Annotated in this window: 15 protein-coding genes and 2 pseudogenes; 13 read left to right on the forward strand and 4 right to left on the reverse strand. The window is 73.5% G+C overall.

Annotation, left to right across the window (positions count from 1 at the left end; genetic code table 11):
- The first annotated feature begins 15 nt into the window (after nt 1-15).
- The 8 genes from AB0E19_RS34920 (at nt 16) to AB0E19_RS34955 (ending at nt 11017) form a co-directional block, all read left to right on the forward strand.
- Complete coding sequence (locus AB0E19_RS34920; protein ID WP_362187953.1) at nt 16-1101, forward strand: LLM class flavin-dependent oxidoreductase; 1086 nt, start codon at nt 16-18, stop codon at nt 1099-1101.
- Nucleotides 1098-1712, forward strand: a complete 615-nt coding sequence (locus AB0E19_RS34925; protein WP_362187956.1) for an FMN reductase — start codon at nt 1098-1100, stop codon at nt 1710-1712. The genes AB0E19_RS34920 and AB0E19_RS34925 overlap by 4 nt, the downstream gene beginning before the upstream one ends.
- A 121-nt stretch (nt 1713-1833) precedes the next feature.
- Nucleotides 1834-4659, forward strand: coding sequence for an AAA family ATPase (locus AB0E19_RS34930; protein ID WP_362187959.1), 2826 nt, complete (start codon nt 1834-1836; stop codon nt 4657-4659).
- A gap of 137 nt (nt 4660-4796) precedes the next feature.
- Nucleotides 4797-6044: a helix-turn-helix domain-containing protein gene (locus AB0E19_RS34935; protein WP_362187962.1), complete on the forward strand. Its 1248-nt coding sequence runs from the start codon at nt 4797-4799 to the stop codon at nt 6042-6044.
- Nucleotides 6045-6182: 138 nt separating this feature from the next.
- Nucleotides 6183-7034 (forward strand): alpha/beta hydrolase, encoded by an 852-nt coding sequence (locus tag AB0E19_RS34940; RefSeq protein ID WP_362187965.1) that lies wholly within the window; start codon nt 6183-6185, stop codon nt 7032-7034.
- A gap of 39 nt (nt 7035-7073) precedes the next feature.
- Nucleotides 7074-7985, forward strand: a complete 912-nt coding sequence (locus AB0E19_RS34945; protein WP_362187968.1) for a helix-turn-helix domain-containing protein — start codon at nt 7074-7076, stop codon at nt 7983-7985.
- Nucleotides 7986-8029: 44 nt separating this feature from the next.
- Nucleotides 8030-8743 (forward strand): alpha/beta hydrolase, encoded by a 714-nt coding sequence (locus AB0E19_RS34950; RefSeq protein WP_362187971.1) that lies wholly within the window; start codon nt 8030-8032, stop codon nt 8741-8743.
- 15 nt (nt 8744-8758) lie between these two features.
- Complete coding sequence (locus AB0E19_RS34955; RefSeq protein WP_362187974.1) at nt 8759-11017, forward strand: helix-turn-helix domain-containing protein; 2259 nt, start codon at nt 8759-8761, stop codon at nt 11015-11017.
- Between the two features lie 11 nt (nt 11018-11028).
- Here AB0E19_RS34955 and AB0E19_RS34960 read toward each other — a convergent pair whose 3' ends face one another.
- On the reverse strand, nt 11029-12021 hold the full coding sequence (locus AB0E19_RS34960) for an alpha/beta hydrolase (protein ID WP_362187977.1): 993 nt from the start codon (nt 12019-12021) through the stop codon (nt 11029-11031).
- Between the two features lie 103 nt (nt 12022-12124).
- A complete protein-coding gene (locus tag AB0E19_RS34965) occupies nt 12125-13189 on the reverse strand; it encodes a helix-turn-helix domain-containing protein (protein ID WP_362187980.1) in 1065 nt (354 codons plus the stop codon).
- 157 nt (nt 13190-13346) lie between these two features.
- On the opposite strand from AB0E19_RS34965, the pseudogene AB0E19_RS34970 reads away from it, so the two are divergent.
- The 5 genes and pseudogenes from AB0E19_RS34970 to AB0E19_RS34990 form a co-directional block, all read left to right on the forward strand.
- Nucleotides 13347-13477: pseudogene (locus tag AB0E19_RS34970) on the forward strand (pirin); the annotation flags it as partial.
- A 475-nt stretch (nt 13478-13952) separates the two neighbouring features.
- On the forward strand, nt 13953-14243 hold the full coding sequence (locus tag AB0E19_RS34975; protein WP_362187982.1) for a hypothetical protein: 291 nt from the start codon (nt 13953-13955) through the stop codon (nt 14241-14243).
- Nucleotides 14244-14505: 262 nt separating this feature from the next.
- Nucleotides 14506-15561 (forward strand): substrate-binding domain-containing protein, encoded by a 1056-nt coding sequence (locus tag AB0E19_RS34980; protein WP_362187985.1) that lies wholly within the window; start codon nt 14506-14508, stop codon nt 15559-15561.
- 132 nt (nt 15562-15693) lie between these two features.
- Nucleotides 15694-17298 carry a sugar ABC transporter ATP-binding protein gene (locus AB0E19_RS34985; RefSeq protein WP_362187988.1) on the forward strand — a complete coding sequence of 535 codons (1605 nt, stop codon included), beginning with the start codon at nt 15694-15696 and terminating at the stop codon, nt 17296-17298.
- The gene (locus AB0E19_RS34990; protein ID WP_362187991.1) at nt 17295-18323 is read left to right on the forward strand and encodes an ABC transporter permease; all 1029 of its coding nucleotides are present in this window, start codon (nt 17295-17297) and stop codon (nt 18321-18323) included. Before AB0E19_RS34985 ends, AB0E19_RS34990 begins: the two co-directional genes overlap by 4 nt.
- 466 nt (nt 18324-18789) lie before the next feature.
- Here AB0E19_RS34990 and AB0E19_RS34995 read toward each other — a convergent pair whose 3' ends face one another.
- Nucleotides 18790-20541, reverse strand: coding sequence for a beta-galactosidase (locus AB0E19_RS34995; RefSeq protein WP_362187994.1), 1752 nt, complete (start codon nt 20539-20541; stop codon nt 18790-18792).
- Nucleotides 20542-20684: 143 nt separating this feature from the next.
- Nucleotides 20685-20947: pseudogene (locus tag AB0E19_RS35000) on the reverse strand (sugar ABC transporter substrate-binding protein); the annotation flags it as partial.

Genomic DNA, 20947 nt, shown 5'->3' on the forward strand with positions numbered 1-20947 from the left:
GGAGAGCAGACAGCCATGCAGTTCGGCATCTTCACCGTCGGGGACGTGACACCCGACCCCACCACCGGCCGCACCCCGACCGAACACGAGCGCATCAAGGCGATGGTCGCCATCGCGCTCAAGGCGGAGGAGGTCGGGCTCGACGTCTTCGCGACCGGCGAGCACCACAACCCCCCGTTCGTGCCGTCGTCACCGACCACCCTGCTCGGCCACATCGCCGCCCGCACCGAGCGACTGATCCTGTCCACGGCCACGACGCTCATCACCACCAACGACCCGGTGAAGATCGCCGAGGACTACGCGACGCTCCAGCACCTCGCCGACGGCCGGGTCGACCTGATGACGGGCCGCGGCAACACCGGTCCGGTGTACCCGTGGTTCGGGCAGGACATCCGCCAGGGCATCAACCTCGCCAAGGAGAACTACGCGCTGCTGCGCCGGCTGTGGCGCGAGGACGTCGTGGACTGGGAAGGCACCTTCCGCACCCCGCTCCAGGCGTTCACCTCGACGCCCCGGCCCCTGGACGGCGTCCCGCCGTTCGTCTGGCACGGCTCCATCAGGTCCCCCGAGATCGCGGAGCAGGCCGCCTTCTACGGCGACGGCTTCTTCCACAACAACATCTTCTGGCCGGCCGACCACACCCGGCGCATGGTGCAGCTCTACCGGCGCCGGTTCGCGCACCACGGCCACGGCCGGCCCGAGGAGGCGATCGTCGGCCTCGGCGGCCAGGTCTTCATGCGGAAGAACTCCCAGGACGCCGTACGGGAGTTCCGTCCCTACTTCGACAACGCGCCGGTGTACGGCCACGGCCCGTCGCTGGAGGACTTCACCGAGCAGACCCCGCTGACCGTGGGCTCGCCCCAGCAGGTCATCGAGCGGACCCTGTCGTTCCGGGAGACCGTCGGCGACTACCAGCGCCAGCTGTTCCTGATGGACCACGCGGGCCTGCCCCTGAAGACCGTGCTCGAACAGCTCGACATCCTCGGCGAGGAGGTCGTGCCCGTCCTGCGGACGGAGTTCGCGAAGGGCCGTCCGGCCGGCGTGCCGGAGGCCCCCACGCACGCCTCGCTCCGCGCCGCCGGGAAGGCGGCCGCCGCATGAGGCTGATCGTGGTCTCCGCGGGGCTGAGCACCCCGTCCTCCACCCGTCTGCTCGCGGACCGGCTGACCGAATCCACCCGCGAGGAACTCGCCGCCCGGGGCCACGAGGTGTCGACGGAGGTCGTGGAACTGCGCGAACTGGCCGGGGACATCGCCCACCACCTGGTGACCGGATTCCCGCCCGCGCGCCTGAAGGCCGCGATCGACGCGGTGACGACGGCCGACGGCCTGATCGCCGTGACCCCCGTGTTCGCGGCCTCCTACAGCGGACTCTTCAAGTCCTTCTTCGACGTGATCGATCCGGACGCCCTCACCGGGACGCCGGTCCTGACCGCGGCGACGGGCGGTACGGCCCGCCACTCCCTGGTCCTGGAGCACGCCGTCCGCCCGCTCTTCGCCTACCTCCGCACGGTCGTCGTGCCCACCGCCGTGTTCGCGGCCTCCGAGGACTGGGGCTCGGGCGGTGACGCGTACACCGACGGCCTGCCCGGCCGGGTCCGCCGCGCGGGCGGCGAACTCGCCGCGCTCATGGCGGCGCGCCCGGTCGGGGCGGAGCCCGAGGACGACGTCACCGTCCTCGAACGGCAACTGGCCGACCTGCGCTTCGACTGAGGAGCCGTCACCGCCCCGGCCGAGGGCGGGGTGGGCGGATGGCCCATACTGTTCCGCCGTACCGCACGGGCACCGAGGCCGTCCCGCGCGGCCCAGGCCAGGCGGAACGAGCGTGAACCGAGTGACGACAGGGACTCCACCCGAGGAGCTCGGCGGCGTACCCACACCCCTCCGCGGCAGGGACGCCGAGCTGGCGTTCATCGAGGAGCGGCTCGACGCGCTCGACCGGGGCGCCGGCGGGATCGTCCGCGTCGAGGGCACCGCCGGCATCGGCAGGTCCCGGCTGCTCGCGGAGGCCGCGGCGGTGGCGCGGCGGCGCGGGACCAGGGTCTTCGAGGGGGCGGCCGACCCCGACGAGAAGTTCGGGCCGCTCGGCCCGTTCCTCGACGGCGTGCTCGCCGGCCAGGGGCCGCTGTCGGGCACCGTCCGGCTCCGGGACCTCGCCACCACACCCGGCCAGCAGTTCTGGCTGCTCCAGGAACTGGCGGACCGCCTGCGGGAGACCGTGCGCGACGGCCCCCTGCTGGTCGTCCTCGACGACCTCCAGTGGTGCGACGACCTGACCCTCCTCACCTTCCACACCCTCGCGGCCGGGCTCTCGTCGCACCCGATCCTGTGGCTGGTCGCCGTGCGCGGCGGCAGCGTGCCGTCGGGCGTGCGCACGACCCTGGACAGGATCCGGCAGGCGGGCGCCCATGAGCTGGCGCTGGGCGCGCTGGAGGACCGGGCGACCGCGCAGATCACCGAGGACGTCCTGGGGGCCTTCCCCGACCCCGGCGTCCTGCGCGTCGCCCGCCGCGCTCAGGGCGTGCCGCAGCTGCTCGTCGAACTGCTGGGCTCGCTCCGGGACGAGGCGGTGACCATCGAGAACGGCACGGCCCGGCTGTCCGCCGGCCCCCCGGCCCCCCGGGTCCTTCCCTCCGTCGTGCGCCGCCTCGACCAGCTGTCCGACGAGGCACGGGAGCTGGTGCGGACGGCGGCCGTCGCCGGCGGCCCGGTCACCGTCGCGCTGCTCGCCGAACTGCTCGGCAGGTCCCCGGTGGCGCTCATCGCGGCGGTGCAGGAATCCCTCGACGCCGATCTGCTCGCCGAGAGCGGCGATCGCCTCGCCTTCCGCCACGACCTGATCCGCGAGGCGGTGGACGCCGGCGTCCCCCTGCCCCTGCGGCAGGCACTCCGCCGTCGGGCCGGGCTGCCGCCGGGCGGCGCGGCCTCCTCCGCCGAACCGTCCGGGCCGTCGGCGGCGACGGCGCACGCGGGAGACACCGCCGAGGCCGACCGGCTGCGCACCGAAGCGGCGGACCTCGCCGCCACCGCACCCGGACCCGCCGCGGAGCGCAGCCTCCGGGCCCTGCAACTCGCCGGCGCGGACGCTCCGGAGCGGCCGCGGATCATCGCCGAGACGATCCCGCTGCTCTGGCAGACGGGCCGGGCCGCCCAGGCGCGCGAGCTGGGCGCCTCCGCCCTGGCGGCCGGCGGGCTCGGACCCGACGACGAGGCGCTCGTACGCCTCGCCCTGGCACGCCTCGCCGTACCGTTCGACTTCTCCGAGGCGGTCCGGCAGGCCCGCGCCGGGGCGGCCTTGCCCGGGATCCCCGAGGCCCTGCGGGGACGGCTGCTCGCGATGCTCGCCGTCGGCCTGTCGATGTCGGGCGAGCACGCGGCGGCCGAACGGGTCGCCGCGGAGGCGTGGGAGGCCGCGGCGGCCGCCGGTGACCGGACCGCCGAGGCCACCCTGACGACGGTCCGCTCGGCCGTGAGCTTCCACCGCATGGACCTGACCGAGGCGTTCCGGCAGGCCGAGCGGTCCGCCGCGCTCGCCGACGCCCTGGGCGTCAGCACCTCGCTGTGGGTCCCGGAGGCCCTGTGGCACGCGCTGCTCTCGAACACCACCGGACGCACCGCGGAGGCGCTCGCCGTCGCGGAGGAGGGCATCCGGATCACCGGCGAGCAGGGCCGCACGGCCGCCACCCGCATGTGGCTCATGACCCGCTCCCGGATCCTGCTGGAGGCCGGACGGCTGGCGGACGCCCGGGCCGACTGCGAAGCCGCGTCCGCGGCCGACGATCCCGGCCCGGGCAACCTCGCCGACGTCACCCTCCGGTACGTGATGCTGCGCGTCGCCCTCCACACCGGCGACCGGCGGACCGCACAGGCGTACGCGGCGCAGGCGAGGCGCATGCGGAGCGACGGCGCACCCGTCGTCCGGCACTTCGGCTCCTGGATGCTGGCGCTCACGGCCGACTTCGAAGGCCGACCCGCCGACGCCATGGCCGAACTCGACGAGGTGATGACGTCGCCCGCCGAGGACCGGCCCGCGTACGCCGGTCTGATCGACCCCGCCGACGCCCCCGTGCTCGTCCGTCTCGCCCTGCGCGCGGGCGCGCTCGAACGGGCCGCGCAGGCGGTCGCCCAGGCCGAGCGGCGAGCCGCGCTCAATCCCGACCTCACGTTCCTCGCCGCCACCGCCGCGCACGCCCGGGGCCTCCTCGACAACGACCTCGCCCCTCTCGTACGCGCCGTCCGGCTGTACGAGCACTGCCCCCGGGTGCTGGCCCGGGCGTCCGCGCTGGAGGACGCCGGACGCAGACTGGCGGCCACCCGGCGGTCCGACGCGGTGCCGTACTACGAGACGTCCCTCGCGCTCTACTCCCGCGCGGGCGCCGAACGGGACGTCGCACGGGTCCGCCGACGCCTGCGGGCCGCCGGCGTCCGCAAGCGCCCCTCGCCTGCCGGACTCGACGGCGCCTGGCCCGAACTGACGGCCGCGGAGGTCCGGGTGGTCCGGCTCGTGGCCCGCGGCCTGACCAACCAGCAGGCGGCCGAGGAGCTCTCCCTCTCCCGGCACACGGTGGCCTCGCACCTGCGCCGGGCCTTCACCAAGCTGGACGTCACCTCGCGCCCGGAGCTCACCCGGCTGGCCGGGCACCGCGACCACGGAGAGTAGTCGCTTCGTATCCCCCGCGCGTACCGGGGCAATGGACGATTCATGCGATGTGCCGTCGTCGTCGCTTCCTCAGAATGATCAAGAGCCGCGGAACCGAGTGATCCGCGGCGAACCCCTGATCGAGAGAGGAACCCCGCATGACCGTAAGGCTCCAGCGAGCCCGCCCTGGCAGCCCCGAGCTCCAGGCGCTCGTCGACGAGCTCGCGGAGCGGCTCGGCCGGTCCGTCGCCGTCGACGACCCGCTGGTCCGCATGGTCTGCACGAGCCGGCACTTCGGCGACGAGGACCCGGTGCGCATCGGCACCCTGCTGCAAGGCCGCGCCGACAACGCCGCCATCCGCTACGTCCTCGACCAGGGCGTGACCCAGTGGCCGAGGCCCGGCTTCATCGACGGCCGCCACGACCTCGGACTGCTGCCCCGGTACGTCGTGCCGCTGCGCGAGCGCGGGCACCTCCTCGGGCTGCTCGTGGTGGTCGTGCCCGAGAAGACGCTGGCCGACGAGGAGACCCGCGCCATCGCCGGGGCCGCGGAGGCCATGGCGGCCCTGATGTACGGAGAGTGGATCGCCGCCGACACCCGGAAGAGCGACGAGCGGGACCTGGCCCTCGCACTCGTCGGCGCCGACGTCGCCGCACGCACCACCGCGCGACGGCGCGGCGAGGAACGGGGGCTGCTCGGCGCGGCGGAGCACGTCCTGGTCACCGTCGTCCAGCTGAGCTGCGGCACGGAGCTCGTGCACCGGTCCGAGGCCGCCCTGTGGGCGGCACTGGAGGGGTACCGGCAGACCCGCTCCGCCCAGGGCCTGATCGCGATCGGCAAGGAGCGGGCGGTCCTGCTCCAGCTCCGCGACCGGCCGCCGCATCCGGACGAGGTCGCCGCCCAGACCGCCCGCATCCTCGACGAACTCCGCACCTTCCTGGACCCGTCGGCGGACCCCGTGATCGGCGTCGGCGGCCGGCACACCACCCTGGACGACGCGTGGACGTCCTACGAGCAGGCGCTCGTGGCGGCCCGCGCGGCACGCCGACTGCCCTCCCTGAAGGGCGCCGGTGACTGGGAGCTCCTCGGGGAGCTCGGCGTGCTGCTCCAGCTCCCCGAGCACGCCCTGAACGCGTCGCTGCTCCCGAAGCCGCTGCGCACCCTGACCGAGAGCCACGGCGGCGACCGCCTGCGGGACACCCTGCGCTGCTTCCTCGACCACGCGGGGTCGATCCCCAGGACCGCGGAGACGCTGGGCATCCACCGCACCTCGCTGTACTACCGCCTGCGCCAGATCCAGGAGATCACCGGGCTCGACCTCGACGACGGCGCCCACCGGCTCACCCTGCACCTCGGCCTCAGGGTCGGGGAACTCCTCGCCCCGAGCACCGCCGGGGCCGTCTGACCACGGACCCGCTTCGACAGAGCGAGGAGGATCCACGGCCCGATTCCTACAGCTCGCGGTCGTGCGGGCGGCGGGCCCCATTCGATGATGTTCGGGACGGGCGGTGCCTTCGCACCGCCTCTGACCAGGGGAGAGGTCATGAAGGAACTGATCACGACGGACGGCGTACGGCTCGCGTACCGGGACACCGGCGGCGAGGGCGTCCCGCTGGTGATGCTGCACGGCTGGGGGCAGACGCAGGCGATGTTCCGCCACCAGGTCGAGGGGCTGGCGCCCGGTCGCCGCGTCGTCACCGTCGACCTCCGCGGCCACGGGGAGTCCGGCACACCGCGGCACGGCTCCCGCATCGCCCGGCTCTCCCGCGATGTGCTCGAACTCGTCGACCATCTCGGCCTCGACCGTTTCGACGCACTGGGCTGGTCCATGGGCGTCTCGGTGTGGTGGAGCTTCGTCGACCAGTACGGGACCGGCCGGATCCGGCGCTTCGTCGCCGTCGACCAGCCCGCGGCGGTCGCCGCCGTGCCCTGGATGACCGAGCGGGAACAGCGGGAGTCCGGCGCCATCTTCGACGTGTCGGGGCTGCTGTACCTGGGCGCGGCCCTCGCGGGTCCGGAGGGCGAGGCGGTCCGCGCCGACTTCGTGCGCGGCATGTTCTCCGGCGACCCCGACCCCGAGGTACTGGCCTTCGTCGACCAGGAGATCGCGTCGACCCCCGCCCACGCGGGCGTGCCGCTGCTGTTCGACCACTGCGCGCAGGACTGGCGGGACGTGCTCCCCCGGATCGACGTGCCGACCCTCGTGATCGGCTGCGAGGGAAGCCATGTGCATCCCGAGTCGCAGCGCTTCGTCGCCGAACGGATTCCCGGTGCGCGCCTGCACGTCTTCGCCTCCGACGCGGCGAGCTCGCACTTCCCCTTCCTGGAGAACCCGCCGGCCTTCAACGCCGTGGTGGAGGAGTTCCTGGCCGAGGAGCCGGCGAGAGGGGCGTGAACCCCCTCCGCCCCCACGCACCCACGGCCAGGAACTCCCATGCCCCTCACACTGATGTCCCGTTCGCCCGAACAGACGCCCCGGCAGGCGCAGGCTCCGACCGGGCCCGCCTCCCGCTCGGAGTGGCTGGTCCAGCTGCTCTCCGAGATGCCGGACACGAACGACCGCAACCACGTCTACCTCGCCGTCCACGTCCGGGGGGCCGTCACCGTCGTCCACGAGCGCGCCGAGCTGCTCCTGGACCCGGGCGACCTGGTCTTCTGCGACCCGGCCCGACGGCGCCCGCTGCGGTTCGGAGAGGACTCCCGGACGATCTTCTTCCGGGTGCCCCGCTGCTATCTCGGCGTCCCGGAGCGGGATCTCGACCGGGTGCTCGGCGTGCCCGTGCGGGGCGGGGAGGGCATCGGGGCGCTGGCCTCCGACTTCCTGACCGCGCTCGCCGCCGGGGCGGAGTCCCGCCGGTCCACCATCGGCGACCGGCGTGCCCGCACGGCCGTACACCTCCTCTCCGTCCTGGTCATGGAGCTCCTCGAAGCGGACACGACGGACGCGGCCGACGCCCCGTCCGGAGCCGGCGGCGAGCTGCTGTCCCGCATCCACGCCCACATCGAGGAACACCTGATGGACCCGGACCTCTCGCCGGAGTCGATCGCCCGCGCCCACCACATCTCCGTCCGGTACCTGCAGAAGCTGTTCCAGAACGACGGCAGCACGGTGAGCCAGTGGATCCGGCGGCGCAGGCTCGAATTCTGCCGGTTCGAGCTGGGCCGCTCCACCCGGCGGACCACCATGGCCGCGATGGCACACCGCTGGGGCTTCAGCAGCGCCTCGCACTTCAGCCGCACGTTCCGCGGGGCCTACGGCATGAGCCCCAGCCAGTGGCAGGCCCTGGCCACCTCGGCGTTCGCCCCGATGACCGGCGACGCCGCCCAGGACGGGCGACAGCCCTGAGCCGCCCGCGCTCCGTCCCGCCCGACACCGAGAAGAGAACCGGCATGCCCCACCCCACCGTCGTCCTCGTGCACGGCGCCTTCGCCGACGCGACCGGCTGGATCGGCGTCATCGCGGACCTGCGGAGCAGCGGCATCCCCGTGATCGCCCCGCCGAACCCGCTGCGGGGCCTGGCGTCGGACGCCGCCCACCTCGCCTCCGTCCTGACGCAGATCGAGGGTCCGGCCGTCCTCGTCGGCCACGCCTACGCCGGTGCGCTGATCACCGTGGCCGGCGCCGCGGAGAACGTCGTGGGGCTCGTCTACGTGGCCGCCTACGTGCCCCACGAGGGCGAGAGCCTCGGCCGGCTCCGGGGGAGCTGCCCCGCTCCTCCGCTGGGGGACCACCTCAAGGAGTGGACCTACCCGCTCCACGACGGCGCCCACGCGGTCGAGGTGACCATCGAGGAGACGGCCTTTCCCGCCGTCTTCGCGGCGGACCTGCCCGAGGACGTCGCCGGCGCCCTGGCGGCGGCCCAACGCCCGCTCGCCGCCGCCGCGTTCACCGAGCCCGCGGCCGTTGCGGCCTGGCGGACGAAACCGTCCTGGGCCCTGGTGGCCGGTGCCGACCGCACGATCGGCCCCGAGGTGCAGCGCTTCGGCGCCGCACGGGCCGGCGCCGTCGTCGTCGAACTGCCGGACGCCTCCCACGCCGTCGCCCTCTCCGAGCCCACGAAGGTCGCCGACCTGATCAGGGCCGCGGTGCGGGCGACGAGCTGACCGGAAGAGGAAGTCGTGTACGGGAAACAGTCCTTCGGTGTCGTGCTGCGCGGCCTGCGGCAGCACGGCCGTCTGACGATGGAGGAGCTGGCCGAGGCGTCCGGGGTGAGCGTCCGGGCCATCGGCGACATGGAGCGGGGGCGCAGTCTGGTTCCGCAGCGGCGCACGGTGGTGGCGCTGGCGGAGGGGCTCGGACTCACGGACGACGAGCGGGAGGCGCTGCTCGCCACGGCGCGGGCGGCGCGTCCGACGCGCGCCGTCGCGGTGGCGGGCACGGTCGTGCCGCCACGATCGGTGGGGGACTTCACGGGGCGCGAACCGGAGCTGGCCCTCCTGCGGGCGGCGGCCGACCGCGTCCCGGCCGGCGGAGGAGCGCCGGTGTGGGTCCTCTCGGGTCCCCCGGGCTGCGGGAAGACGACGCTGGCGCTGAAGGCGGCGGCGGAACTGGCGGAGAGGTTCCCCGACGGCTGCTTCGTGGTGGACCTGCACGGCGTGGACGGCCCCGTGGACACGGGCGAGGCGCTGGTGAAGTTGCTGAAGGCCCTCGGCGTCCCGGACCGCCGGCTGGCGCAGGAGGACCAGCAGGGCCGCGCGGGGCTGCTGCGGGCGCTGCTGGACGACCGCCGGTGCCTGGTGGTGCTGGACAACGCCCGCGACGAGGGGCAGGTCCGCGCGCTGCTGCCGGCCGGCGGGTGGAGTCTGGTGCTGGTCACCAGCCGGCGGCCCCTGACCGGCCTCGAGGACGTCGACCGCCTCCCGCTGTCGCAGATGACGCAGGAGGAGGCGGTCGACCTGCTGCGCCGGATCCTGGGAGAGGAGCGGGCGGACGCGGAAGCCGCGGCCGTGGCGCGGGTCGCGGAGCTGTGCGGACGGCTGCCGCTGGCCCTGCGGGTGGCGGCGAACTGGCTGACGGTCCGTTCCGGATGGACCGTCGCCCACCTGGTCCGGCGCCTCGCCGACGAGGAACGCCGCCTGGGCGCGCTCGCCGCCGGCGACGTGCGCGTGGAGGCGGCGTTCGAACTGTCCTACCGTCAGCTGACCGCCCAGGCGGCACGCATGCTGCGGCTGCTCAGTCTGGTCCCGGGACCGGACATGACCGCCGCCTACGGCGCCGCGCTGACCGCCACCGACGTCTTCGCGGCCGAGGACGTGATGGAGGAGCTCGTCGAGGCCGGTCTGCTGCAGGCCACCTTCACCGGCCGCTACCAGGTGCACGACCTGCTGCGGCTGTTCGCCCGCGCCCGGCTGTCCCGCGAGGAGGAACCCGACGAGCGGGCGGCGGCCGAGGACCGGTTGCGCACCTGGCTCCTCGACACGGCGGTCGTCGCCGGCCGCTGGTACAAGCCCGACTACGGGGCGCCGCCGCCCTCCTGGCGGGGGCTCGTTCCGCTGGAGAGCGCCGAGGAGGCCCGCGCCTGGCTGCAGAGCGAAGCCCCGTCCTGGCTGGCCGCGCTGCGCGGCGCCGCTCGCCGGGGTGAGCACGCCCGGGTCGTGGAGACCGCCCACGCCATGGAATGGTTCTGCGACCTGTGGGTCCACTGGGGACACTGGCCCGAGGTCTTCCGCCTGGCCGCCGAGGGCGCCGCCGCACTCGACGACCCGTACATGCGGGCCTTCCACCTCAACTGCCACTCCTGGGCCCTGAACAACTGCGAGCAGCGCCACCGCGAGGCCGTCGAACGGGCCGACGAGGCGCTGGTGCACGCCCGCCGCGCACAGGACGTCCACCAGCAGCTCTCGGCACTGGTGCAGGCGGCGAGCGGGCACTGGCTCCTCGGCAACGCCCAGGCGGTCGCGGACCGGACCCTCGCCGCCATCGAACTGTCGGAGAGCGCCGGACACCACGAGGTCTGGCCCCAGGCGGTGCGCCTCTACGGAAGCGCCCTCCGCCTGCTCGGCCGCGCCGAGGAAGCCCTGGCCCAGCACCGGCGCGTCATCGCCTTCCTCGACGCACCCGACTGCCCGGTGCGCGGGCACGTCGCCGACATCTTCCGCGCCCACACGACGCAGGCACTCGGCGCCGACTGCGTCGCGCTGGGGCGGTGGCGGGAGGCCGCCGCCCACCTTCGCAGCGCCCAGGCCCAGTCGAGTCGCCTCGGCACCTCCCACCGGGAGGCCGAACAGCTGCTGCTCCTGGGAGAGGCCCTGATCGAGCTGGGCGAGCCCGAGGAGGCCCGCCGCGCCCTCCGCCGGGCCCTCGCCCTCGGCGAGGCGGCCGACGACAAGGAGCTGAAAGCCGCGCGGAGACTCCTGGACACGCTCCCCGCGGCATGAGCCCGGCGGGCTCATCCGCGGTGCCGGTGCAGTGCGACGTGCACGGTGTCGAGCGCCTGGACGAGGGCGGCCCGGGCGGCGTCCGTGTCGCGGAGCGGATCCAGCACCATGAAGTCGTGGATCGTCCCGTGGTAGCGCACGGACACCACCGGTACGCCGGCCTCCCGGAGCTTCGTCGCGTACGCCTCGCCCTCGTCGCGCACCACGTCGGCCTCGCCGGTGACCACCAGCGCCGGGGGAAGCCCGGCGAGCTGCTCCAGGGAGGCCCGCAGCGGTGACGCCGTGGCCTGGCTCCGCTGTCGTACGTCGGGCAGGTACTGGTCCCAGAACCAGCGCATGGTCGCACCGTCGAGGAAGTAGCCGGTGGCGAACTCCCGGTACGAGGGGGTGTCGAAGCCGGCGTCGGTGACCGGGCAGATCAGCACCTGCTGCCGCAGCCGCACCCCGCCGCGCTCCTTGGCGAGCAGTGTCAGCGCCGCCACCAGGTTGCCGCCCGTCGAATCGCCCACGGCGGCCATCCGGCTGCCGTTCAGGCCGATCTCGCCGCCGTGCTCGCAGACCCACCGGGCGACGGCGTAGCACTGCTCCACGGCGACCGGATACCGCGCCTCGGGGGCGCGCGCGTACTCGACGAAGACCACGGCCGCGTCCGTGCCGAGGGCGAACGCGCGCACCAGACGCTCATGGGTGCCCGCGTCGCCCAGTACCCAGCCGAGACCGTGCAGGAACAGCACGACAGGGATCGCGCCCGTGCTCCCGGCCGGCCTGACCACCAGCACCCGTACGCGACCGGTCGGCCCGACCGGCAGGGCGAACCACTCCGTGGAGACGGCCTCCTCGTCACGAGGGTCGGGGCCGTCCGCGCCCTGGAGCCGCGCGAGGTCCAGACGGGCCTGTTCCAGGTCCTGGTCCGGCGCCGACGGCGGGCAGACGCGCCGGGACACGAAGGCCCGGGTGCAGTGGTCCAGGACTGGTCGAGGGGACGAGGGGACGAAGCCGGTCACGCACGGTCTCCTGCCGAGGGCTGAAGCGAAGGGATGGTTCGGGCGCACGGGCCCCGCGGGGGCCGGGCACCGGCGCCGTGGGCGCGGCGGCAGGAGCGGGCACTCACCTGCCGGACGGCGGGAAGCCGACCCCGGGGCGGTCGGCACCGGCGCCACCCGCGGCGCCCCCGGGGACGATCCCGGGGGCCGGGACGACCGCCGGGGCGCCCCGGAGATCGTCCCGGGCGGTGCGCAGGCTGCGCCATTCACGGGGGGAGACGCCGTAGGCGGCGCGGAAGGACCGACTGAAGTGGGCCGGGCTGACGAAGCCCCACCTCTGCGCCACGGCGGACACGGTGGGGGCGGTCCTGCCGCGGCGGGCCAGTTCGCGGCCGCACTCCTCCAGGCGCCTCTGCCGGATGAGCTGGCCGACCGTGATCCCTTCGCCCTCGAACAGCCGGTGCAGGTAGCGGACGGAGATCCGTTGCGCCTTGGCGATGCGCTCCGGCGACAGATCCGGGTCGCCCAGGTTCCGGTTGATGTGGTCACGGACGCGCAGCACCAGATGGCTCGGCGCGTCCCCGTCCGTGCCGTCCGGGTGGGCCCGTTCGGCGATCAGGGTGGCGAACAGCTCGACGACGTTGCCGGCCAGCCGGTCCGCGACCGTCGGCGGGTAGCCGTCGGCGGGGGAGGAGGCCAGGGTGGCCAGGAAGGGGAGCAGCATCGCGCCGAGGCCGTCCTCGGTGCCGATGGCGCTGCCCGTGACCTGCCGGATGTCGCTGTCCGGCACTCCCAGTGCGCGGCGCGGCAGCTGGAACACGTGCGTGGCGAACCGCTGCGGGTAGTCGAAGGAGTACGGCCGGGTCGTGTCGTACACCACCAGGTCACCCTCACGCACCTCGGCCCGTCGGCCGTCCTGGACGAAGGTGGCCGTGCCGGACGTCTGGACACCGACCGCCACCAGCGCCTCGGCCGACCTGGCGATGAGCGCCGGCGTGCGGCTGACCCGCCCCGCGTCGGCCTCCACGGTGGAGACCTGCAGGTACCCGAGACGGCCGGCGGCGATCCGGCCGTCGAACGGCCCGTCACCCCGGGGGGCGACCTCCATCGGCACCAGCGTCCTGCTCACCGCGTCGTTCCAGAACGCGACCTTGTCCTGGTCCGGCACGGAGGCGGTCGTCAACACCATGCTCAATTTCTCACCGCTCTGGGGAAGTGACTCCGGGGGCTGCCGCGAACGCGAACAGGACGCCGTACCGGGTCCCTGCCCACACCGAACAGCCAAGCAGCGGGCCGTTGCCGCTTCCAGGCAGAACCACAGGCAGGAATCGGCAGAACGCGACGCCGGCCGCACCGACGACGAGATCCGCAAGGCCCGCGAGGACTGGAGGGCGAGGTGAAGGGGTACGACGGCGACCGCGTGGACGCACCGGAGGTCCCGACCGCCACGCTGAAGGCTCGGGGCCGCGCGCGGTGACCTGGGATTTCCTCTCCCGGGAGCGGCTTGACGGCCGCCGCGCCCCTGCACCTCGGCCGGACGAGTACCCAGGTCGTCCCCGTCGCCGCCATCGGCCTTCTGCGGAGACCTGCTTGACGGGGCCGGGGTGACCGGCGTCGGGGGAAGGGGCGGCCTTCGCTCGGCCCTGCGGGTGCCTCCGTCGGGGGCGTCGGCGGTCCCCTGCGATCCGGCCCGTACGGCCTCGCGGACCCCGGCCTCCTGCTGTCGGAATAGCGGCAAAGACGGGAAACCGGCATACGAGTCGGCCGAAGTCGCCCTTACCGTCTTGGCCGACAACCCCACCCCCACCAGGAGGAACCATGAAGCGGTTCGCGATATCCGCGGGCCTCACGCTGGCAGCCGCGGCGGTGTTCGGCACGCTTCCGGCAGCCGCCCAGAGCGCCGGTGCGGCGCCGACCGGCGAAGGCGGCCGGTACGTCGTCGTCCTGAAGAGATGCTCCTCACCGACCGGTCGGCCGGCCTGGTCCCGTTCATGGTCTCCGGCGTCCGCCGCAGCCTCCTCGACCAGTCCGCGCTGCTGCACGCGCTGGTCTCGCTGTTCGAGCTCGTGTGGGAGCGTGCGACGCCTAATCCAACATGTTTCAACATCTCACCGGTCGAGGCGCATGTCGGCGAATCCGGCGAATCCGGCGAAGCCGACGGAAGCCGGTGGACGCTGCAGGTGAGCGGACCCCCTGGCCCGCCTCGGTTGCCGCTCTGGACGCGTCAGCGGCGGCGCCGGTAACAGGGGCGTATCGATCCTTGCGGCATGGAGTCTCTTGTTGACTTTTGATGGAAACGGCGCTTTTCTGTGGGGCATCAAGTTGATTAATGACGGGCTGTGGTGACTTCAACACTCCAGGGAGTGCCCGGCCGTTCGCTCGCGCGCCGTCGTCGGACGGGATCGGAACCGTCGTTCCCCTCCCTCGCCGCGGTCCGCCGCGAGCCACCCGAAACCGCGCCTCACCGGTCGACCGTGTGCGGCCCGTCCGAGCAAGGGGAATGGCATGTTCACTGAATTTCACCGGCGGCCGATGGCGGCGGCCGCCCTGGGACTCGTCACCGTCCTCGCCCTTGCCTCCTGCTCCAGCGGGAAGCAGGCGGCAGGCGGGGGAGACGGCGGAGGAGCCGGCAAGGTCGACGGCGAGATCTCGCTGACGTACCTGCAGAAGCAGGGCGACCAGGAGTACTTCGTCGGCGAGGCGGCCGGCGCCCAGGCCAAGGCGGACGCACTCGGCATCGACCTGAAGGTCGTCAACCTCGGCACCGACGCCAACAAGACCATCAGCGAGGCCCAGTCGGCGATCTCGCAGAAGAGCGACGGCCTGATCGTCGTCGTGCCCGACCCGGCCGTCGGCCCTCAGGTCGCCCAGCTCGCCAAGGACGCGAACGTCGCCCTGCTCACGTCCGACGACCAGATCTGCACCACGGGCCCGGACCCGTCCGCCTGTCCGGCGGAGAACCTGGTGCCCCGGATCGGCTTCAGCGGACAGCAGATGGGCGGCGAGGTCGGCAAGCGTGCCGCCGCGGAGTTCGCGAAGGCGGGGTGGAAGCCGGAGGAGACGCGCACCATCTCCGCGTGGAAGCAGGACGTGACCGTCTGCACCGACCGCGTCCAGGCGGCCAAGGACGCCTTCGCCGCCGCGGCCGGGGCCAAGGTGCAGAACATCGACGTGCCCACGGACAACAGCCCCACCGGCGCTCAGGACAAGATCGCGGCCACCGTCACCGCGAACCCGGACGTCAAGCACTGGGTGCTCTGGGGCTGCAACGACGAGAACGTCCAGGGCGGCGTGACCGCGCTGGAGAACGCCGGCTTCAAGGCCGACGACGTCATCGGCGTGGGCCTCGGCGCCTACCTCGCCTGCAAGAACTGGAGCTCGGGCAAGCCGTCCGGCATGAAGGCCGCGCTGTTCATCAACGGCAAGGACGTCGGCGCGCTGGCCGTGCAGACGATGTACGACAAGCTCAAGAACGGCAAGGCCTTCCCCAAGGAGGCCTTCGCCCCGACCACCATGGTCGACGCCGCCACCTGGAAGGCCGCCGGAGTCACCTGCGGCTGAGCCGCCGCCCCCGACCGCCGGTGCGGCGCACCGCCCCGTCCGCCGCACCGGCCCCCTCCCGCCGACCGGCCCCCTCCCGCCGGCCGGCGGGCGCCCCGGCCCCTTCCCGTCCCTCCAGCACACGAGGTCAGCATGACCACACCCGGCACCCCACCCCCGACGCAGGCGACCCCAGGTGTCGGTGTCGCCGTCGAGAACATCACCAAGCGCTTCGGAGCCGTTCAGGCCCTGGGCGGCGTCACCCTGACCTTCCCCCCGGGGCGGGTCACCGCCCTCATGGGCGAGAACGGCGCGGGCAAGTCCACGCTGCTGAAGATCCTCACCGGCGACCACCAGCCCACCGAAGGCCGTGTCCTGCTCGACGGCGCACCGGTCTCGTTCGCCTCGCCGCAGGACGCGCGCCGGGCCGGGATCCGCATCATCCCGCAGGAACCGGAGATCATCCCGCACGTCTCCGTGGCGGAGAACGTCTACGCCGGATCCCTTCCCCGCACGGCCGGCCGCCGCCTCGATCGCGGCGAGCTGCACCGCAGGATCACCGCGGACCTCGCACGGCTCGGCTTCGAAAAGGTCATCGACCCCGACCTGCTCGGTTCCGAACTCACCCCCGCACAGCGGCAGCTGGTGGAAATTCTGCGCGCCCTCACCGGCGAGGCGAAGGTCATCGCCTTCGACGAGCCGACCTCCTCGCTCGCGGAGAACGAGGCCGAGGCCCTGTTCGCCCTGATCGGCCGGCTGCGCACCCAGGGCATCGCGATCATCTACGTCTCCCACCGCATGAAGGAGATCTTCCGGCTCGCGGACCGGATCGCCGTCCTCCGCGACGGCGCCTCCGCCGGTGTCCTCGACGCCGCGGCGAGCACCGAGAGGGAGGTCGTGCGGCTGATGGTCGGCCGCGACCTCTCCTCCCTCTTCGTACGGCAGGACGTCGCCCGGGACGACGTCGTCCTGGAACTGGACGGCGTCACCACCGACGACGTCACCGACGTCAGCCTCCGGGTCAGGGCGGGAGAAGTGGTCGCCCTCGCCGGCCTGATGGGCGCCGGCCGCTCGGAGCTGGGGCTCGCCCTCGCCGGAGACCGCCCCCTGCGCTCCGGCCGGATCGTCCTGGACGGCCGCCCGCTGCGGCTGCGCAGTCCGAAGGACGCCATCCGGGCCGGCATCGGTCTGGCCCCGGAGGAGCGCAAGGCCCAGGCCCTCTTCCTCCAGCGGTCCATCCGCGACAACACCTCCCTGGTGAGTCTGGACCGGCTGCGCCGGCTGCGTTTCGTCCGCCGCGGCCAGGAGAAGGCCGTCGCCCAGGACTTCGCCGACCGGCTCAGGGTGCGCACCCCGTCCATCGAGCACGAGGTGCGCAAGCTGTCCGGCGGCAACCAGCAGAAGGTCGTCCTCGCCCGCTGGCTGCTGCGCCGGCCGAAGGTCCTGATCCTCGACGAGCCGACCCGCGGCATCGACATCGGGGCCAAGGCGGAGATCTACCGGATCATCGCCGACCTCGCGCGGGACGGCGTCGCCCTGCTCGTCATCTCCTCCGAGCTCCCCGAGGTCCTCGGACTCGCCGACCGGGTCGTGGTGATGCAGGGCGGCCGCGTCACCGGCGAACTCGGCCGGGGCGAGGCCACCGAGGAAGCGATCCTCCACCTCGCCATGGCCGATGACCTGGCCCCGCTCGACCCCGTCCCCACCCCGGCCGCCGCACGGCCCCGCACCGACTCCGCCCATGGAGGCCCCCGATGACCACCGCCACGACCTCCCCGGCCGGGACCGAGAAGGCGCCGCCCGCGCTCCGCAAGCGCTCGCCACTGGCCGCCCTCGGCGGGCAGAACCTCAGCCTCATCGGTGCGCTCGTCGTCGTCCTCGGACTGTTCGGCGCCCTCAACGAGAACTACCTCAGTCTCGCGAACCTCCAGGTGATCGCCGAGGCGGCCACCATCACCGGTCTCCTCGCCGTCGTCCAGACCGTCGTCATCATCTGCGGCGGCCTCGACATCTCCGTCGGCTCCCAGGTCGGCGTGGCCTCCGTGGTCAGCGCCATGGTCTTCACCAGTACCGGCTCCAGCGCGTTGGCGGGCATGCTCGCCGCCGTCGGCGTCGGCATCCTGGTGGGCGTCGCCAACGGCGTGGCCATCGTCTACGGCCGCGTCAACCCGACCATCGCCACCCTCGCCGGACTCGCCGCCTACAAGGGCCTCGCCCAGCTCCTGTCCGACGGCCGCGCCCAGGGGTACGTCCTCAACGACGACGCCTTCGTCTTCCTCGGCCGCGGCAAGATCGCCGGCCTGCCCGTGATGGTCTGGATCCTCGTCGCCGTCGCGGTCGCCGTGCACGTGATGCTCAAGTACACCGACATCGGCCGCAACCTCTACGCCATCGGCGGCAACGACACCGCCGCCCGCCTCGCCGGCATCGACATCAACAAGTACCTCGTCGCCGTCTACGCCCTCATCGGCGTCGTCGCCGCCGTCGCCGGCATCCTGCTCACCGCCCGCACCGGCTCCGGCCAGCCCGTCTCCGGCAGCGAGGGCCTCGAACTCAAGGCCATCACCGCCGCCGCCCTCGGCGGCTGCGCCCTCAAGGGCGGCAAGGGAGGGGTCGGCGGCACCCTGCTCGCCGTGGCCCTCCTCGGCGCCCTGGAGAACGGCCTCACCGTCCAGGGCATCAACACCTTCTGGCAGAACGTCGCCCAGGGCACCCTGCTCGTGGCCGCCGTCGTCATCCAGCAGCGCCGCAACGGCGAGCGGGCGGTCGGACTCCCGCACTGACCCGTCGCTCCGGCGCACGGACGAGGCCCGCTCCCTCCGGGGAGCGGGCCTCTCGGTGTACCGGGATGGTCGGCGGATCGGCCTCCCGAGGTGCTCGACGGCTCGGCGGCTCGACGGTGACGGCTGTGCCGCCGGGAACCGTGGCCCTGCCCCCGGCCGGGTACGCCCGCCGGGGAGGGCGCGCGAGGTACGGGGGGCGCGGCCCCGGGGTGGACCGGTTCCCGCCACTCCGGCCGGCGCCCTCCACGGACGGTGCGCGGGAGAAGGGACCGTCGGGCTTCGTCCCGATGCCGCGCTCCGACGCGGCGGTCCCCTGAGGGGGCGCAGCCGCCCGGCGCAGGCGTGTGCCCCCGGCCGCCCGGGAACGGCGAAAGCCCTCCCGAGGGTCGGGAGGGCTGGGGCGGAGGGGGGCCGGGCCCGGGCGTGCGGGGGAGGAGGCGCCCGGGCCCGGCGTCGCCGAGTGGTCCTACTCCTCGGTCGGGCCGAGGTCGGGCGTCGCGCGGAAGTCGACGGTACGGGCCCGGGGCCCGGCGTGGAGTTCCAGGACGACGATCTCGTTCGTGCCGGCGCGCAGCACGGGCGCGGGGACGTACAGCGACTTCTGCGGTCCGCGGGACCAGTACCGGCCGAGCGGGAAGCCGTTCACCCAGGCGTTGCCCTTGGTCCAGCCGTCGAGGTGCAGGTAGGTGTCGGCCGTCTCGTCGAGTGCGAAGGTGCCCCGGTGGAAGGCCGGACCGACGGGGATCGTCGTGGTGGGTGCGAAGGGGACGCCCTCCAGGGCCGTGAGCGGCAGCGGCCGGTTCGTCCATGCCGACGGCTCGACGCCGTCGAGGAGGACCGCGCCGAGGAGGCCCTTGCGGTCGTGGATGCCCTGGCCGTAGTTCACCCGGCCCTGGTTCTCCACCAGGATCGAGAGCACGCTGCCGGCCCGCGGGGCCGTGAAGGCCAGGGAGTGCTCGTGGTTCTCGCGCTCCAGGACGCCCACCGGCTGCCCGTCGACGAACACCTGGGCGCGGTCGCGGACGTGCTCGATCTCCAGCAGGACCGGGCCGCGCACGGGCAGGCTGGTCTCGTACAGGACGAAGCCGAAGTCCTGTTCCAGCTCCTCCATGGTCAGCGGCCGCCGGGAGTCGATCCGCGGCGCCAGGACGCCGGCGTTCGGCAGCAGTGCGGCGCTCTGCGCCAACACGACGGCGGGAACGGCCAGTTTGGGGCCGGGGGCGGGCACGGGGGCGTCCGGCACGGGCGCGTACTTGGCGATGACGTCGCGGAAGGCGGTGTACTTCGGGGTCGGGTCGCCGGCCTCGTCGAGGGGCGAGTCGTAGTCGTAGGAGGTGACGGTCGGGCGGTAGGTGTGCTTGTCGTTGGCGCCGTTGGTGAAGCCGAAGTTGGTGCCGCCGTGGAACATGTAGAAGTTCACCGACGCGCCGGCGGCGAGGACCTCGTCGAGCTCGCGGGCGGCGTCGTCCGGGTCGCGGACCACGTGTGGGGCGCCCCAGCGGTCGAACCAGCCGATCCAGAACTCCGTGGTCATCAGGGGCCCTTCGGGGCGCTGCGCGCGCAGCGCCGCGAGGTGGTGGGCCGAGCGGCTGCCGAAGTTGGCGGTGGCGAGGACACCGGGCAGGGAACCCCGCTCCAGGTCGACCGGCTGGTCGCAGGTGAACAGGGGGACGTCGACGTCGCAGGCGCGCAGCGAGCCGGCGATGTGCTCCAGATACGCCGTGTCGTCGCCGTAGGCGCCGTATTCGTTCTCCACCTGCACGGCCAGGATCGGGCCGCCCCGCGAGGCGAGGTACGGGCGGAGCGGGGTGAGCAGGCGACGGAAGAAGTCGTCCACGGCCGCGAGGAACCGCGGGTCGCGGGACCGGAGCCGTATGTCCGGTTCGGCGAGCAGCCAGGAGGGCAGGCCGCCGCCCTCCCATTCCGCGCAGATGTACGGCCCCGGGCGCAGCAGGACGTGCAGTCCCTCGGCGGCGGCGAGGTCGAGGAACCGGGGGAGGTCGAGCCCGCCGTCGAGGACGAAGCGGTCGGGGCGCGGCTGGTGGAGGTTCCAGGGGACGTAGGTCTCCACGGTGTTGAGGCCCATGAGCCGTGCCTTGCGGAGCCGGTCCTGCCACTGCTCGGGGTGGACCCGGAAGTAGTGCAGCCCACCGGACAGGAACCGGAAGGGTCGGCCGTCGAGCAGGAATCCGGCCTTGTCTGTCTGGAGAACGGGCATGCGCTGCTTGCTCCTGTACGTGAAGTCGTGCGAGTCGAGACGTCGCCTCGCTATGTTTACGCAAACATGCGGGGCGTGGCAAGCCCTTTCCGAGGGCTCGCGGGGGCGGAGCGCCGTCCGGCTCCGCCCCCGCCGCGATGCGGCTACTTGTTGACGGTGAAGCCCTGGTCGTTGCCGTACTTGACGCTGGCGTCCTGCCAGGCCTTGAGGCCGTCGGTGAGGGTGGTGGGGGAGACGTAGGCCTTGCCGACGGTGTCGTTGAAGATGGAGTTGGCGTAGACCTGGAAGGGCAGGTAGGACCAGTCCTCGCCGACGTTGCGGGCGGATTCGGCGAAGATGCGGTTGGCCTGCTGGCCGCCGAAGTAGGGGAACTCGGTGTCGAGGAAGGCCTTGGATTCGAGGTCGG

This window comes from Streptomyces sp. NPDC047974 (assembly GCF_040653375.1).
Lineage (GTDB): Bacteria > Actinomycetota > Actinomycetes > Streptomycetales > Streptomycetaceae > Streptomyces.